Raw genomic sequence first — 14994 nt, 5'->3', positions numbered from 1 at the left:
GCGGCGCAAAGCGCTAAACCGCACCAACTCTGCCCGTGTGCCTGCGATAACCGGCACTGAAGCCCTGTCGGAAAGGCGAAAAATTTACACAGTTCTGTAATTTTGACGGCGTTGGCCCATGACTCGGGCCTGTGGAGTCCAGTATCGATGCCGCCCGACGTTCGCCGGACACTGGCACGAATACTGCAAAATCCTTTGGGAGGATCTGGGGACAGGCTCGTTTTCCGCCTGCCGGGGAGATATTGAAATGCACATGCAGGCACGAAGGGTCAGCAGGGGTCTAGGGAATGCCTCGTTGCTTGCGGCGTTCTCGGTATTGCTGCTTGCATGCTCGGTCACGCCCATTCCGGTTTCGACGTCGGGAACACCGATTATCGCTGACGAGAATGGTGTAATGAGTAAGGAACAGGCACAGGACGTTGTTGATTCGATTGTGAAGGACCTGCCAAACCCGGCATTGGCAACGGAGAGTATTTCGATGTTGAAATCACTAAGCGATACGCCGCTCTACGACGGCAACGAGGCAACGTTGTTAGTCGATGGTCCGAAGACCTACGAAGCAATGCTTGACGCTATCGGTGCGGCTCGTGAAACGATCCACATTGAAACGTATATCTTTGCCGATGACGAGGTTGGACAACGCTTTGCTGATGCGCTCATGGAGCGCAGCCGGGCCGGAGTCACAGTGCGTCTCATCTACGACAGCATCGGCAGCTGGATCAGCGACGAGGAGTTTTTCGAATTACTGACGGACGCCGGCGTGCAGGTTCAGGAGTTCAACGGGATCAATCCATTGGCTGGCGGCAATCCGTTGAATGCCAACAATCGCACACACCGCAAGCTGTTGATCGTTGACGATACTGTTGCGTTTACTGGCGGTATCAACGTCTCGAATACCTATTCGAGCGCATCTAACGATCGTTTGCGCAAACGAAAAGATCCATTGACGTCAGGCTGGCGTGATACGCATCTTGCTGTACGCGGTCCGGCTGTCGCAGCATTTCAGGCGGCTTTCAATGACAACTGGGAAGGCGATGATCTGTCAGCCGCGCCGGAGAAGTTTGCCGAATGCGATTCTGAAGAGTCGTGTAGTGATGTGGTTGCCGTGTTGCATTCTGAAGGTGGTGATGGCCGGGAGTCGCCTATCTATCGCGCATACCTGGAGGCCATGCAGCGCGCCGAAAGCAGAATATGGATCACTCAGGCATACTTTGCGCCTGATGAGGCGTTTACGAATCTGTTGGGTGATGCGGCCGCCCGCGGTGTGGACGTACGCCTTATCGTCCCCGGAATCTCAGACTCCGCCGCGATTCTGCACGCTTCTCGTTCTCGTTACGGCAAGTTGCTGAAGCGCGGTATCCGAATCTACGAAACGACGGGGACTTTCCTGCATGCCAAAACGGCCGTCATCGATGGCGTATGGTCGACGGTCGGTTCCAGCAATCTCGACTACCGGAGCTTTCTGCACAATGACGAGGTGAACGCCATCGTGCTCGGTGCTCACTTCGGCACTCAAATGGAAGAACAGTTTGAAATCGACATTAACGAAACCCGGCAAGTAACGCTGGAGCAGTGGCAGCAGCGCCCTCTCCTTGACCGGGTCAAGGAGGTTTTTAGCTGGGCGGTGGAATACTGGTTGTGACATCACCGATGTCGTTGTTCTTTGCGTCAATTAATTCGCGCGGGAAGTGGACAATAAACGAGCTCCCCCTGCCGTGACCTTCGCTGACCACGTCAACCGTACCGCGGTGTGCCGCTACCAGCGAGTGGACGATAGCCAGACCGACGCCGAGACCGGGTTGATGCGATTCCGCGCGCCAGAACGGTTCGAACACGCTCTCTATCTCAATCGGGCTAAGGCCCTTACCCGTATCACTCACACGCAACGTCATGACTTGTGGGTCGACCGTGAGCTGTACGCTGATTTCGCCCGCGGCCGGCGTGTACTTGTGCGCATTGCTTAGCAGATTGCGAACGATTTGCTGATAACGGCCTGCATCGATATTCGCCGTGTAGTCGCCATCAGTAATAGTCAGTTGCAAAGACTGATGCTGCTCGATTGTTGGCCGCATCTCTTCAACCGCTCGCTCGGTGAGTTCGCTGACATCAACCAGAGCCTTCTCTACGCGGATGCCAGCGCCGGAATAGCGTGTCACATCTACCAGGTCATCAATCAGGCGTGATTGCGATTCAATACTTTCCGCGATCACCCGCATGCCCTTTAGACGTGTTTGTTCCCGGTCGTCGACTTCGAGAAGTCGAATCCATGTCAGCGCAGCGTTTAGCGGAGTGCGAAGCTCATGACTGACAAGTCGCACGAACGTATTGCGTAACGAGTTTGCTTTGCGGGTTTCTTGCAGGGCGCTGTGCAGCTGTTCCTGTTGTTGCCGCCTTTGAGTTACGTCATCGATGACGCCGACGTTGTGCGTGACACTGCCATCGCGACCATGAATAGGTGAGATACTCAGCCGGTTCCAGAACAGCGTGCCGTCCTTGCATCGATTCTGGAGCTCAACGGTGGTGGACGAGCCGCTGCTCAGGCACTGGCGTATTTCCGCTCTGATCTCTTTGCTGCCGGCGGGGTCATGATTCAGAAAGCGGCAGTTTAATCCTTGAAGGTCTTCTTCCTCGTAGCCGGTGATGCGAGTGAAGGCCGGGTTCATATAGACGATGGGCTCATTCAACACTTGATGATCAGTAATGATGATGCCATTGGCCGTTGCCGCCAGTGCGCGATCTTTGATCAGCATTGCGGATTCTGATTTTCGCAGGATGACAATGGAAACAATAGCTATCAGCGTTGCCGCCATGACGGAACCCAGCGATGTCAATGCGATTGCAAACTCGCCTTCATAATATCGTCCGTAACCGGCTGCAACTGCAGCCCCGACCAATAGCGGTGCCGCGACGACCATGGGCACCAGTGCCCGGACGTTTGCGCCCAGCAATGACTGTTCCATCAAGATGGCGGGAAGCCCGTACGTTGGTCGCAACCAGATTCCACCGATGGCAAGTACGACGAAAAGTATTGCCGTCGACAATGCCATCGCGGTCACGCCATCGATCCCCATGTAGAGTGATGGAGCGCCGTAGGCATAACCCAAAATTGCCCCGATCGCCATCAGGATCAGCGCCGATAGTAGTGCGCGTCGAATCAATCTGGTGCCAAGGCCATCCCAGTGGTCGAGCATGATGGCAACGGCAAAGACCAGAAAGCCGATCGCTGTTGTCGGCGCCATTCTGCCGGGCGATGAGGTCAGTAAGGCGTCATCGATCGCCGGGATGAACAATTGGTCAATACTGATACGGAGCGGTAGCAAGTATTCGATCAGCGTGAACAACGCAATAGCGGCGATCAAAGCCGTGATGCCCCAGCGCGCTATTGATTGCAAAAAAGACGGTCGGCGCGTCGCGACCAGGACCGCCAGAGAGCTTAAGACGAACGCGATCGCGGTATTCGCTTTCATCGAAACCCGGTTGCCGTCAAGCAATAACAACGAGGGAATGTCGTACAACAAACCCGCGAGAACAACGGATGCAGTGACAAGACAAATCGCGGCGGTAATTGCCGAGATCTCCCGGGAGAACCAGTGACTCGTTGGGTGGTTAAGTTCCGTCATCTGTGAAGTTTATCCCAATATATCGCAACAGAATAAGCTGCCTGCATGATTCGACTCAACTTTGCGACACGCGTCCTTGTCCAATCCGTAACAGGTCTCTATTATCTGTAACCGTGATGTCCAGTAACGCCGAGAAAATCGAACACATCCTCGTTGTCGAGGATGACCCAGGCGCCCGAGAGGCGACGGGCTTGTATCTGGAACACTGCGGCTATGACGTAGCAACAGCGCCAAATGCTAAGGTTGCGTACGCTAAAGTTGAGCGACAAGTACCGACTCTGCTCATTTGTGACTGGCAGCTTGGTGCAGGTGAGAACGGAGTGGCGGTTGCACGCCGACTTCAGGAACAGTTCGGGATACCAGTCATATTCATGACCGCCTACCCGCTGGACGAACTGTACGCGGAGACCGATGGCATGGAGGTTCTCCGCTACCTTAGAAAACCCGTGTCGCTCGGAGATTTGGCCGAAGCGATAAAGGCTATTCACTAGCAAGCAAAAAGGCCGACAGCAGAGCTGCCGGCCCAGGATTGCCCAAGCTGTGGGTATTTAGTGCTTATCGCCAGATTGCCATTTGTCAATCTCGTTGTTGGCTTCATCAACAGACCGGCCATAGTGCTTTTGAATCGCGCCAGCCAATTGATCTTTCTTGCCATCAATTTGGTCAATTTCATCGTCAGTAAGTCGACCCCACTGCTCTTTGACCTTGCCTTTAAGCTCTTTCCAGCTACCTTTAATAGTATGCTCGTTCATATCTGTGTTACTCCGTTGAAAGTTGTACAGAATGTTCCAGTCAGTTGCCTAGCTGTTAGTGTTGACAGTCAGGTTGTTCTTAACGGACTGGGTGCCACTTGTGTTTTTCGCAATCTGCTCAGCCAATTCCTTCTCTTGCTCCGAATCGACCTTGCCAGTCAGCGTTACGTCACCATTCTTAGAGTCGACATCGATTGCCATGCCACCGGTGTTTGACTCAACAAGCAACGCCGTCTTGATGCGTGCGGTCAGTGTTGCGTTCGCAACAGACTGCTTGAAACCCTTGCGAGAGTCCGCGTCATCGTGACTTGCCTTCGTAGCCTTGTTCTTGTCGACCACAAGTTTGTTCTCGACCTTCCTGACATCCGTTACTGACTCGGCGATCTCACCAGCTAGAGCACGGTCGATGTCAGACTCAACAGAGCCACTCAGATAAGCAACGCCGTCCCGAACTTCGGTATCGATTGCAAACGAGTTCAGGTGTTCGTTGAAAAGCAGGGCGCTTTCAATCTTGCCATGCAGCCAAGCGTCACTGATTGCAGACTGAGCGTTCTCAGTTCGCTGTTCCATCGTGGGCTTATGCTCGTCGTTCGCAAAAGCCACCGGTGTGACCAGGCCTGCAAGCAAGAGTGAGCTCGTAATTACTGTTGGAATAGTTCGCATTTTCATTATCTGTCCTCCTCAAAGGATCAACGTTTATAGGACACATCGATTCCGTTGTTCCGGTTCGTGATGTGCCTTGCTTAGGTATGTAGCAACATGCGTGCCAACTCTTCCAGGCGAGCAGTGTCGCGCCTTGCGCAGGAAAGCAGGGCCTGAATCGCGATCTTCCTCGTAAAATTTTCTCGTCTCGGCAATTTTTTCAAACCAGGTCGCGTGCTGAACGGCGCTGACCATGAAAGACAACAGCCATTACGGGTACTTCAGCGTTGTCGCTTTGTTGGTATGCATCCTGCATAGCCATAGTTGACACATTTTCTTTTTGCGCCGGGGAGACCCGGCAATGAATAAAACAGGAGTACACGACAATGCTTTCATGGTCACTGGCGTTTCTGGTCCTCGCGATAATCGCCGCCGTTCTCGGCTTTGGTGGAATCGCAGGCGCAGCTGCAGGTATAGCGAAAATTCTGTTTTTCGTTTTTCTGGTTCTACTGATAGTTAGCGCAATTTTCGGCGCTGTTCGTGGGCGACCACCTATCTAGTTGGAACAAATTCCGCACCAAGTACAGGAGATAAAGATCATGGGAATGGAAGTTGGCTTTTTTGGATTGCTTATTGTCGTACTGGATGTCTGGGCGATTATTAAGACCCTGGGCAGCAGTGCATCGTCGGGTTCAAAAGTGATGTGGACGGTACTTATATTGATACTGCCCGTGTTGGGCTTTGTGGTCTGGGCAATAGCCGGACCCAAAGGCAACGGACACACTCAAACTATTTGAGGAAACAGCGATGAACGATCAGAAAGAACTGCCCTACGGCAGTCGCCTTGAGGGTGATCCTCAAGGCGTTCTTGCGGATTCGACATTGAGCCAGGAAGAGAAATGCAACGTGCTGGAGGACTGGCTCCAGGATCTGCTCGAACTACAAACGGCAACCGAGGAGAGCATGTTGAGCGACAACAAGGACTCCGGCGCCGTGGCCGACCAGTATCAGCGCGTCAATAACGCGTTGAAAACGGTCAGAGATGACGCAAACCCGGAGCAGGGCGCGGCCAAAGCTGCCCGATAACAAAGCTTGATTCGGCCTGTGGGCTTTTCTACTTTTCTTGTACCAACCCAACGAAAGCGCCCCACGGATCAATCAGATCCGTGGGGCGATGGCGACAAAGTCGCAGTTAACTACTAGCAGTCGGTGTCTGCTGCACCTGCACCTTCTTTCACATCTTCACATGCGTCTTCAGCCGCATTGCCGATATCTGTGGCGGCTTCATCAATTGCTTCGCCCGCGTTTTCCATTGAGCCATCGTTGTCACAGCCAGCTGCCAGAATGCCGGTTAAAAGCAGTGCCGCCATTGTCAGTGATGTCTTCATTGTTTATTCCTCCAGTGTGATCCAGGCTTTCGAAACTTTCCGTCGCGAACCGGTTTCGGCTGCGATTACTGTACTAGTAAGCAATGATCGTGCCAGCTGCGCTCAGGCAATGATTGGTGCGGTTCAGAGCGCGGGCGGTGTACGAATCTGTGTAAGAACTGCCGTGAATTCGGCAAAACACGTAAAATTTGCCGCGTTGCGCATTCGAGTGACCATCAACTGAGTTACTAGAGGGCCACGTTCCAGATCGGTACACGCGGATTCCGCCTTCGTGGTGTCGAACGGGAAGAAAAAGGATTTGCAATATCCTCGCGCTCACATCACGCATATATTGACTCCAAATCAATCAGCAGTAAGCATGTAGTACTTTCATGAATTAGCCGCCAGCGCTTGAGCAAGGGTCTATGGCTTACATACAAATTGTTGATGATGAAGCCGGATTTACCAGCGGCATGGCAGAGTTTCTGCGTTTGCATGACCACAAGGTGGTTACCGCGAATACATTGGTGGCCGCGCGTGAGCTGCTCGGCAAGCGAATACCAGACGTCCTGCTGCTGGATCTGATGCTTCCTGATGGTAGCGGGCTCGAGGTGTTCGATGCCCTGGAGAAAAAGCGGCCCGCAAAGATCATCATTATTACCGGTCATACGGGCGTTAAGTCACTCATCGGTGGCATGGCGGGCGATGGCGTCAGCTACATGAAGAAGCCGATCGAGCCGCGCGAGATGCTGGGGATGATCAATGCCGTTGCGGTGGAATCAAGCTCCGACGCCGATGATGACGTCGTTAAGTCCGGATTGATGCTCGGTGACAGTGATGTCATGCAGGCGGTAGTTACCAAATTGCGTCAAGTTGCTCCGACGCCAAGCACTGTGTTTATTCAGGGTGAAAGCGGTACCGGCAAAGAACTCGCCGCCGAGGCTGTGCATCGCTTAAGCGACAGAAGCGGCCCATTCGTGCCCGTGAACTGCGGAGGGTTGTCGAAAGAATTGATCTCCAGTCAGCTGTTCGGCCACGAGAAAGGCAGTTTCACCGGGGCGGCCAAGCGCCATGCGGGTTTCTTCGAGCGGGCTAACGGTGGCACGTTGTTTCTCGATGAAATAACGGAAATGCCGATGGAACTGCAAACACACCTGTTACGTGTGCTGGAAACCGGCCGTTTCCTGCGTGTCGGCGGAGAAACCGAGATACCTACGGATGCAAGACTGATTGCCGCCACCAACCGGGATCCTGCCGAGGCGGTCCGGGAGGGGTTGCTGCGGGAAGATCTGTATTTTCGTTTGCAGGTTTTCCCTATCGTATTGCCGCCGCTACGGCAGCGTCAGGGTGATGTCGGGTTGTTGGTACAGCATTTCCTGAGCACACTGAACCGTGAGAACAATACGGAGAAGACCTTTTCCGAGGAAGCATTGCGGCAATTTTCCAGTCATCACTGGCCTGGCAATGTCCGCGAGCTAAAGCACACTGTGCACCGGGCCTTTATCATGGCGGAAAATGATGTCGTAGACGCTCTTGAAACTTTTGACGATCTGCACGTGGAAGTCGAAGGCCTGAGTGTCGGTCGTTCCATTGCGGACGTGGAAAAGGACCTGATCCTTGCCACGTTGAAACAGTACGGTGGTAACAAAAAAGCGGCGGCGGACAGTCTCGGCGTGAGCTTGAAGACTCTCTACAACCGTCTGAACGAGTACGGTGATGTAGAAGGCGGCTAATGCCCGCGCCGTAATTTTCCAAGAGCGGCCTCTATACGGCCAGTGAGCCGGCCGTCAGCGGCAAATCTTGCGCGCTATCGCAATTTTTACAAAATTGCCGGTGGTCTGTTGTGTTCTGCAGCGGACCGGATTTCCCAACGTTGGCGCCAACGCGGCGCTTGCACCGAGGTCAGCAGCCCCCATTGGTGCTGGCACGGTTTCTGCATTATCTCTACTAACAGCAAGACACCCCCGTCTGCAGGAAAAAGGAGATTGCACATGAACGCCAAAACCCAAAAAGTAACCAGCCAGTCAACGACACGACAAGCTGCGGACACAGCACATGACTTTATAGATGCGGCTGCTGCTAAAGCTGAAAAGGCAGAAAAGGAAGTCCGTGCCCGCGCGCATGCCGTTGGCGACAAAGCTGAGGCGACCCAGGAAATGGCAAGCAAGAAAGTCGAAAGCGTGTTGTCGCAGACCCAGGTCTTCGTCAGAGAGCAACCGTTAGCCGCTGCAGGTCTGGCCTTCGCCGCCGGTGTAGTAGCGTCTGCGTTGTTGCGCCGATAGATCTGGATGGACAGTGCCATCACCAATGATGCCGCGGACGCGGTTGAGCCATCCGACCCGGTTGCAGATGCGGAATCGGTTGCGACACATGTCGCTGGGTGGTTCGCCGCGCATCGCGCGCGCTTCCGGATAATCTCCGAGCTCGCTCTGGCAGAAGCCAAATTGGCAGCTACGAGCGTGGCCTTGATGGCCTTTCTCGGAACCATTGCCGCGATCCTGGTGCTGACCGCCTGGGGCCTGATAGTGGCTGGCGGGATTTTCGCGTTGCTCGCGGCGGGTGCTCCGCTCTGGGCAATGCTGGTGGTGTTGGCGGTTGGGCATTTGCTCGTTGCCGGTCTGCTTGCTCGCAAGGTTTTAACCTTGAGTAAGCATCTGAGGTTTGTGGCAACCCGTGAGCAACTGCAAGCGACTGGAGGATCATCATGAAGTTCAGTGAACAGAAGGCGACGGTCAATCGGTTGCGGGCTCTTTCGAGGGCGAACTCGGCAGAGCTTGAGGGCCACCGTCAAGCGATAAGTACCTGGAAGCGGGAACGCCTGGGCAGTCCCGGTTCTTTGGCATTGTTCTTTGCTGCCGGAGTCCTGTGGGGCAGCAGAAAGGAGGATCAGGACGGTGCCGCTGGCAAGTCTACGGTTCGACGTAAAGTAGCGAGTACCGCCAATGCCGCGTTCCTCGTGTCGCGGCTGTTCACCAGCCCAGTCTCCGTTGTTACGCCGTAATGTTGCGATGAATATGCTGGCAGCGCTGGAAACGGAGGGACGCAGAAGGCCTTCGTCGTACGCGATGCTGACAGTGGCAACGCTGTTGGTGCTGGCAACCCTCTACCAGGCTGCCGATCTGTTGGTGCCAATCGCGTTCGCGATTCTGCTGAACTTCTTACTGTCACCCATCGTAAGAATCTTTCAAAAATTTCATATACCCGCAGCCTTCACTGCTGCGACCCTGGTTGTAGGCCTGCTGGCTACGGTTGTGCTGATATTCGGTTCGCTGGCTGAGCCAGCGGAGTACTGGTTAAAGGAAGCACCGCGGTCTATACGGGATCTGAAGTCCTACAGCTTCTCCGCCAATGAACGGCTGGCCGATATTCAGGAAATTGCCGCCGAGGTAACCGAGCTTGCGCAATCAGATCCGCCAGCTAAAGCACAGTCGGTGGTTGTTCGCGGGCCAGGCATGTTCGAAAGTATCGTCGGCAGTCTGCCATCCTTGATGACCTTCGTCGGCATTGTCGTTTTCCTTACATTCTTTTTGCTCGCCTCCGGGGATACCTTATTACGCCGCATCACGCTCTGTGGCCGGAGTTGGCCGGAGTGCCGCCGCATCGTTACGATTGCGCGGCAGGTGCGGTCCGAATTGTCTCGCTATCTGCTGACCGTAACTGCCATAAACCTGTCGTTGGGCCTGGCGCTAAGCGGCGCGATGTACCTGTTGAACGTGCCCAACCCATTTCTTTGGGGATTGATGACCGCGTTGTTCAACTTCGCTCCCTATCTTGGCGCGGTCGCTTCCGCGAGTATTCTGGCGGTTGTCGGCCTGTCCACCTTCGATACATTAGCGGAGGCCGCGATGGTCCCCTCGGCACTGCTGGTGCTGACAATCCTTGAAGGCCAGTTGGTAACGCCGGCGATTCTGGGCCGCCGAATGGCGTTGAGCCCTGTGTTCATCTTTCTATCCGTCATTGTTTGGGGCTGGTTGTGGGGTGTTGCCGGTGCGCTGATGGCGGTGCCCATCGTGACGATCATTAAGGTGGTCTGCGACAACATGCCGAACCTCCGCCCGATTGGCCGATTTGTTCGCAATGAGGCGGATGGAGAACGGCATCAGACCGAGCGGCTGCAGCCGTCCCAAAGAAGGCTGGGTCGACAGCGGGCATTCGACCTGCGTTAGTCGTTCGACCGGCGAGGCCGGCTCTGGTTAAGCGAAACCCTCAGGTTTCTATCACTTCCTGTTTGGCGGCACGTTCGTCGAACTTTTGCTGCCATTCCGAGCGGTGAGCTGTCGGTACAACTTGTACCGCAGTCACTTTGTACTCAGGGCAATTGGTAGCCCAATCACTGTATTCCGTCGTTATTACATTCGCTCCGGTTTCCGGGTTATGGAAGGTGGTGTAAACGACACCGGGTTGTACTCGCTCGGTGATCGTGGCGCGCAACGAGATCTCGCCTTTGCGGCTGCGCAGGCTGACTTTGTCACCGTCGTTAATGCCGCGGGTCTCTGCGTCGTGCGGATGAATCTCCAGCAGATCCTCGTGATACCAGACAATATTCTCAGTGCGCCGTGTTTGTGCGCCAACATTGTATTGCGACAGAATTCGACCCGTTGTCAGCAGCAGCGGGAACTTGCGGTTGCTGCGTTCCTCGGTTGGTACGTAGTCCGTTTCGATGAACAAGCCCTTGCCGCGAACGAACTGATCGATGTGCATGATAGGCGTTCCCATGGGCGCCTTCTCGTTGCACGGCCATTGCACGCTGCCGTAGCGGTCTAGAAAGTCGAATGAGACACCCTGGAATGTGGGAGTAAGTGCGGCGATTTCGTCCATGATCTCTGCTTCCGAGGCATAGTTCATGTTGTAACCCAGCGCCTTAGCAAGCTCTTGGGTGATAAGCCACTCGGCCTTGCCCTGTTGCGGCTTCATCACCGGGCGTACGCGATTGATGCGGCGCTCGGCATTGATGAACGTGCCGTCTTTTTCCAGAAACGAGGTGCCGGGCAAAAATACGTGCGCGAACTTCGCGGTTTCATTCAGGAACAGGTCCTGCACGACGACGCAGTCCATGCTTAGCAGTGCGGCTTCGACGTGCTGCGTGTCAGGATCCGACTGCGCAATATCCTCGCCCTGTATGTACATTCCCTTGTAGTCACCGGCAATGGCAGCATCGAACATGTTCGGAATTCGATAGCCGGGGACGGGGTCGAGTTCGACGCCCCAGCGCTTTTCAAAGGAACCGCGTACCGCGTCATCGGATACTGGACGGTAGCCTGCCAATTCGTGCGGGAACGAACCCATGTCGCAGGAGCCCTGTACGTTGTTCTGGCCACGCAGCGGGTTTACGCCACAGCCGGAAAAACCGATGTTGCCGGTTGCCATAGCGAGGTTGGCCATGCCCATGACCATCGTCGAGCCCTGACTGTGTTCCGTAACGCCGAGGCCGTAGTAAATCGCGCCGCGACCCGCCATCGCGTACAAACGCGCCGCACTGCGAATGTCGTCGGCGGGTACACCGGAAATTTTCGCGACCGCTTCCGGCGAATTTTCTGCTTTCAGTACGCAGGCTTGCCAGGCGGCAAAGGAGTCCGGATCGCAACGTTCGGCAACGTAGGTTTCATCCACCAGTCCTTCGCTGACGATCACGTGTGCCAGCGCATTGATGACCGGAACATTGGTGCCGGGCAGCAACGGCAAGTGGTAGTCCGCCTGCACATGCGGCGAGCGCACGAGGTCGATGCGACGCGGATCGATGATGATCAGTTTCGCGCCTTCGCGCAGCCGGCGTTTCATCTGTGAGGCGAATACCGGGTGAGCGACCGTCGGGTTGGCACCGATAATCACAATGACATCCGCGTCCATCACACTGTCGAACGGCTGCGTACCGGCAGAGGTGCCGAGGGTTTGGTTCAGGCCATAGCCTGTCGGTGAGTGGCAAACCCGCGCACAAGTGTCGACATTGTTATTACCGAACGCGGCCCGCACCAGCTCTTGCACGACGAACACTTCTTCATTTGTGCAGCGCGATGAGGTAATGCCGCCAACAGATTTTCGACCGTGCTTTTCCTGTATGCCGCGCAGGCGTGTCGCGGCATAGTCTATGGCTTCGTCCCAACTCACTTTTCGCCACGGCTCGTCGATGGATTCGCGAATCATGGGGTCCAGCACCCGTTCGCGGTGCGACGCGTAGCCCCAGGCAAAGCGGCCTTTGACGCAACTGTGACCGTGATTCGCCTGGCCGTCTTTGTACGGTGTCATCCGCACGACGCGATCGCCCTGCATGTCAGCTTTGAACGAGCAGCCGACGCCGCAGTACGCGCAGGTTGTCAGCACGCTGTGTTCGGGTTGGCCGTGCTCGATGATGGATTTCTCCATCAGGGTCGCTGTCGGGCAGGCCTGCACGCAAGCGCCACAGGAGACGCATTCGGATTCGAGGAAGTTCTCGCCACTGCTTGCGGCTACCTTGGAGTCAAAGCCGCGACCTTCAATGGTTAGCGCGAACGTGCCTTGCACCTCGTCGCATGCTCGGACACAGCGCGAACAGACAATGCACTTGGACGGATCAAAAGAAAAATACGGGTTGCTGTTGTCAACTTCGGCGTCGAGATGGTTGGCACCGTCCATACCGTAGCGCACGTCACGCAGTCCAACCGCGCCCGCCATGTCCTGCAGCTCGCAATCGCCGTTCGCAGAGCAGGTCAGGCAGTCCAGCGGGTGATCGGAAATATACAGTTCCATGACATTGCGCCTCAGCTTCGCAATACCGTCACTCTGTGTGCGGATCTGCATGCCCTCAGCAACGGGGGTGGTGCAGGAGGCGGGGTAGCCTTTGCGACCCTCAATTTCAACGACGCATAAACGACAGGAGCCGAATGCTTTAAGGCTGTCAGTAGCACATAGCTTGGGGATATCCACACCCGCGCCACGGGCGGCGCGCATGACGGACGTTCCCGCTGGGACGGTCAACACTTTGCCATCGACTTCGACGGTGACAGTTTCTGTGGCAGCGCTAGCGGGCGTGCCGAGGTCTGCTTCGCGAATAACGGTCATGCGTTTCCTCCCGTGCCGTTGCCCTCTGCAGGGCTGGCAGCGGTGAAGTCTTCCAAAAAATGTTTAAGCGCACTGCGTACCGGGAAAGGCGTCATGCCACCCATCGCACAGAGCGAGCCGTCGACCATCGTGTCGCAGAGGTCGGTCAGTAGCGCGAGATTGGCGTTGCGGTTTTCATTGGCAATGATGCGGTCGATTACTTCGACGCCCCGCACGGAGCCGATACGGCACGGCGTGCACTTGCCGCAGGACTCGATAGCACAGAACTCCATAGCGAAACGTGCTTGCGCTGCCATGTCCACAGTTTCGTCAAAGACGACGATGCCACCGTGGCCTATCAGGGCGTCAATAGCAGTGAATGCTTCGTAATCGAGTGCGACGTCGAGTTGCGACTCCGGCAAGTAAGCGCCGAGCGGGCCACCAATCTGTACAGCGCGTATCGGCCGGCCACTCGCAGTGCCGCCGCCGAAGTCGTCGATCAGTTCGCGCAGCGTCAGGCCAAACGGTACTTCAACCACACCGCCACAGCGGATGTTGCCGGCTAGCTGAAAGGCGAGAGTGCCTTTTGAGCGGTTCACGCCGAGCGCGGCGTACTGCTCGGCGCCACGCACGAGTATGTTGGGCACAGTCGCGAGTGTGATGACGTTGTTCACAACCGTAGGCTTGCCGAACAGCCCTTCGATTGCGGGTAGCGGCGGTTTGAAACGCACGATGCCTGCTTTACCTTCGAGACTGTCGAGCATTGCGGTTTCTTCGCCGCACACGTAAGAACCGCCACCAATGTGTAACTCGATATCGAAGTCAAAGCCGCGGCCGCCGATATTCTGACCGAGCCAGCCGTGCTCGCGGGCAATGGACAGTGCATCCGAGAATATTGCGCGGGCCAACGGGTATTCGGAACGCAGGTAAACGTAGCCGCGACTGGCGCCGACCGCGAAGCCGGCGATCAACATGCCTTCGATCAGCGCAAACGGGTCGCCTTCCATCAACATGCGGTCAGAGAACGTGCCGCTGTCGCCTTCGTCTGCGTTGCAGGCGATGTATTTTTGGTCGGCGCCAGCAGCGGCGACTGTGTTCCACTTGATCCCGGTTGGGAAACCGGCGCCACCGCGGCCGCGAAGTCCGGCCGCAGTGACTGCCGCGATCACGGCTTCAGGGCCGATAGCGAAGGCTTGTTCAAGGCCGGCGAAGCCGTGGTGTTCGCGGTAGTCATCAAGTGACAGCGGGTCTGTAACCCCAACGCGCTGCAGCGTCCAGCGTGCCTGCCGTCCTATATAAGGAATGTCAGTAACCTGGCCATGCCGCAGCGGGTGCGCACCGCCAGTCAGCATGCCGGCGGCGAACAGAGAGTCGATATCGCCGAGAGTTACCGGGCCATAGGCAATGCGTTCTCGGCCACATTCGACCTCGATCAGCGGTTCCAGCCAGCAGGCGCCGTATGAACCGTTACGAATAATCTGCACGTTCTGATTGTGTTCTTGCGCGGTGGCAACGATCGCATCGGCAACCTCGTCGGCGCCCAATGAGACAGCGGACGTCTCGCGCGGAACATAAATCCGGATGGCGTCATTCATCGTT

The 14994-nt window shown here is 55.9% G+C and carries 16 protein-coding genes; 10 read left to right on the top strand and 6 right to left on the bottom strand.

Going from position 1 to position 14994, the window contains the following annotated elements; all coding sequences use genetic code 11:
* Positions 1-247: 247 nt before the first annotated feature.
* Positions 248-1642, top strand: coding sequence for a phospholipase D-like domain-containing protein (locus tag AC0L8N_RS08095; RefSeq protein ID WP_473667106.1), 1395 nt, complete (start codon positions 248-250; stop codon positions 1640-1642).
* Here AC0L8N_RS08095 and AC0L8N_RS08090 read toward each other — a convergent pair.
* Positions 1614-3620, bottom strand: a complete 2007-nt coding sequence (locus tag AC0L8N_RS08090; protein WP_473667105.1) for a sensor histidine kinase — start codon at positions 3618-3620, stop codon at positions 1614-1616. The genes AC0L8N_RS08095 and AC0L8N_RS08090 overlap by 29 nt on opposite strands.
* Before the next feature lie 116 nt (positions 3621-3736).
* On the opposite strand from AC0L8N_RS08090, the gene AC0L8N_RS08085 reads away from it, so the two are divergent.
* Positions 3737-4111: a response regulator gene (locus AC0L8N_RS08085; RefSeq protein ID WP_473667104.1), complete on the top strand. Its 375-nt coding sequence runs from the start codon at positions 3737-3739 to the stop codon at positions 4109-4111.
* Between the two features lie 57 nt (positions 4112-4168).
* Here the strand turns inward: AC0L8N_RS08085 and AC0L8N_RS08080 are convergent, their stop codons facing one another.
* Positions 4169-4372: a CsbD family protein gene (locus AC0L8N_RS08080; RefSeq protein WP_473667103.1), complete on the bottom strand. Its 204-nt coding sequence runs from the start codon at positions 4370-4372 to the stop codon at positions 4169-4171.
* Between the two features lie 48 nt (positions 4373-4420).
* Complete coding sequence (locus AC0L8N_RS08075) at positions 4421-5041, bottom strand: BON domain-containing protein (protein ID WP_473667102.1); 621 nt, start codon at positions 5039-5041, stop codon at positions 4421-4423.
* Between the two features lie 359 nt (positions 5042-5400).
* Between AC0L8N_RS08075 and AC0L8N_RS08070 the strand changes: the two genes are divergently transcribed.
* From AC0L8N_RS08070 to AC0L8N_RS08060, 3 genes are read left to right on the top strand one after another with little or no spacing between them, the layout of a single operon-like run.
* Positions 5401-5574, top strand: a complete 174-nt coding sequence (locus AC0L8N_RS08070; RefSeq protein WP_473667101.1) for a DUF1328 domain-containing protein — start codon at positions 5401-5403, stop codon at positions 5572-5574.
* 45 nt (positions 5575-5619) lie between these two features.
* Positions 5620-5811 (top strand): PLD nuclease N-terminal domain-containing protein, encoded by a 192-nt coding sequence (locus AC0L8N_RS08065; RefSeq protein ID WP_473670083.1) that lies wholly within the window; start codon positions 5620-5622, stop codon positions 5809-5811.
* A 10-nt stretch (positions 5812-5821) separates the two neighbouring features.
* Positions 5822-6100, top strand: coding sequence for a hypothetical protein (locus AC0L8N_RS08060; RefSeq protein WP_473667100.1), 279 nt, complete (start codon positions 5822-5824; stop codon positions 6098-6100).
* A 113-nt stretch (positions 6101-6213) separates the two neighbouring features.
* Here AC0L8N_RS08060 and AC0L8N_RS08055 read toward each other — a convergent pair whose 3' ends face one another.
* On the bottom strand, positions 6214-6402 hold the full coding sequence (locus AC0L8N_RS08055) for a hypothetical protein (protein ID WP_473667099.1): 189 nt from the start codon (positions 6400-6402) through the stop codon (positions 6214-6216).
* A 404-nt stretch (positions 6403-6806) separates the two neighbouring features.
* Between AC0L8N_RS08055 and AC0L8N_RS08050 the strand changes: the two genes are divergently transcribed.
* The 5 genes from AC0L8N_RS08050 (at position 6807) to AC0L8N_RS08030 (ending at position 10547) form a co-directional block, all read left to right on the top strand.
* Entirely contained in the window at positions 6807-8114 is a 1308-nt protein-coding gene (locus tag AC0L8N_RS08050; protein WP_473667097.1) for a sigma-54-dependent transcriptional regulator, read from the top strand.
* 258 nt (positions 8115-8372) lie between these two features.
* On the top strand, positions 8373-8663 hold the full coding sequence (locus AC0L8N_RS08045) for a DUF883 domain-containing protein (protein ID WP_473667096.1): 291 nt from the start codon (positions 8373-8375) through the stop codon (positions 8661-8663).
* A 6-nt stretch (positions 8664-8669) separates the two neighbouring features.
* Positions 8670-9089: a hypothetical protein gene (locus tag AC0L8N_RS08040; RefSeq protein WP_473667095.1), complete on the top strand. Its 420-nt coding sequence runs from the start codon at positions 8670-8672 to the stop codon at positions 9087-9089.
* Positions 9086-9382: a hypothetical protein gene (locus AC0L8N_RS08035; RefSeq protein WP_473667094.1), complete on the top strand. Its 297-nt coding sequence runs from the start codon at positions 9086-9088 to the stop codon at positions 9380-9382. Before AC0L8N_RS08040 ends, AC0L8N_RS08035 begins: the two co-directional genes overlap by 4 nt.
* A gap of 7 nt (positions 9383-9389) precedes the next feature.
* Complete coding sequence (locus tag AC0L8N_RS08030) at positions 9390-10547, top strand: AI-2E family transporter (protein WP_473667093.1); 1158 nt, start codon at positions 9390-9392, stop codon at positions 10545-10547.
* 40 nt (positions 10548-10587) lie between these two features.
* Here AC0L8N_RS08030 and fdhF read toward each other — a convergent pair whose 3' ends face one another.
* Together fdhF and AC0L8N_RS08020 are read right to left on the bottom strand one after the other, a co-directional pair.
* Positions 10588-13416: a formate dehydrogenase subunit alpha gene (fdhF, locus tag AC0L8N_RS08025; RefSeq protein ID WP_473667092.1), complete on the bottom strand. Its 2829-nt coding sequence runs from the start codon at positions 13414-13416 to the stop codon at positions 10588-10590.
* On the bottom strand, positions 13413-14990 hold the full coding sequence (locus tag AC0L8N_RS08020) for a formate dehydrogenase beta subunit (protein WP_473667091.1): 1578 nt from the start codon (positions 14988-14990) through the stop codon (positions 13413-13415). The genes fdhF and AC0L8N_RS08020 overlap by 4 nt, the downstream gene beginning before the upstream one ends.
* Positions 14991-14994: the final 4 nt, after the last annotated feature.

This window comes from Woeseia sp. D3-10, assembly GCF_055809415.1.
Note: the sequence above shows the minus strand (reverse complement) of the source record. Positions and strands in the feature narration are given on the sequence as shown.

Excerpts from the sequence above, each read along its gene's own strand:
- AC0L8N_RS08035 (WP_473667094.1), top strand. The coding sequence starts at position 9,086 with ATGAAGTTCAGTGAACAGAAGGCGACGGTCAATCGGTTGCGGGCTCTT.
- AC0L8N_RS08095 (WP_473667106.1), top strand. The coding sequence starts at position 248 with ATGCACATGCAGGCACGAAGGGTCAGCAGGGGTCTAGGGAATGCCTCG.
- AC0L8N_RS08040 (WP_473667095.1), top strand. The coding sequence starts at position 8,670 with ATGGACAGTGCCATCACCAATGATGCCGCGGACGCGGTTGAGCCATCC.
- AC0L8N_RS08050 (WP_473667097.1), top strand. The coding sequence starts at position 6,807 with ATGGCTTACATACAAATTGTTGATGATGAAGCCGGATTTACCAGCGGC.
- fdhF (WP_473667092.1), bottom strand. The coding sequence starts at position 13,416 with ATGACCGTTATTCGCGAAGCAGACCTCGGCACGCCCGCTAGCGCTGCC.
- AC0L8N_RS08090 (WP_473667105.1), bottom strand. The coding sequence starts at position 3,620 with ATGACGGAACTTAACCACCCAACGAGTCACTGGTTCTCCCGGGAGATC.
- AC0L8N_RS08070 (WP_473667101.1), top strand. The coding sequence starts at position 5,401 with ATGCTTTCATGGTCACTGGCGTTTCTGGTCCTCGCGATAATCGCCGCC.
- AC0L8N_RS08030 (WP_473667093.1), top strand. The coding sequence starts at position 9,390 with ATGAATATGCTGGCAGCGCTGGAAACGGAGGGACGCAGAAGGCCTTCG.
- AC0L8N_RS08080 (WP_473667103.1), bottom strand. The coding sequence starts at position 4,372 with ATGAACGAGCATACTATTAAAGGTAGCTGGAAAGAGCTTAAAGGCAAG.
- AC0L8N_RS08065 (WP_473670083.1), top strand. The coding sequence starts at position 5,620 with ATGGAAGTTGGCTTTTTTGGATTGCTTATTGTCGTACTGGATGTCTGG.
- AC0L8N_RS08055 (WP_473667099.1), bottom strand. The coding sequence starts at position 6,402 with ATGAAGACATCACTGACAATGGCGGCACTGCTTTTAACCGGCATTCTG.
- AC0L8N_RS08060 (WP_473667100.1), top strand. The coding sequence starts at position 5,822 with ATGAACGATCAGAAAGAACTGCCCTACGGCAGTCGCCTTGAGGGTGAT.
- AC0L8N_RS08045 (WP_473667096.1), top strand. The coding sequence starts at position 8,373 with ATGAACGCCAAAACCCAAAAAGTAACCAGCCAGTCAACGACACGACAA.
- AC0L8N_RS08020 (WP_473667091.1), bottom strand. The coding sequence starts at position 14,990 with ATGAATGACGCCATCCGGATTTATGTTCCGCGCGAGACGTCCGCTGTC.
- AC0L8N_RS08085 (WP_473667104.1), top strand. The coding sequence starts at position 3,737 with ATGTCCAGTAACGCCGAGAAAATCGAACACATCCTCGTTGTCGAGGAT.
- AC0L8N_RS08075 (WP_473667102.1), bottom strand. The coding sequence starts at position 5,041 with ATGAAAATGCGAACTATTCCAACAGTAATTACGAGCTCACTCTTGCTT.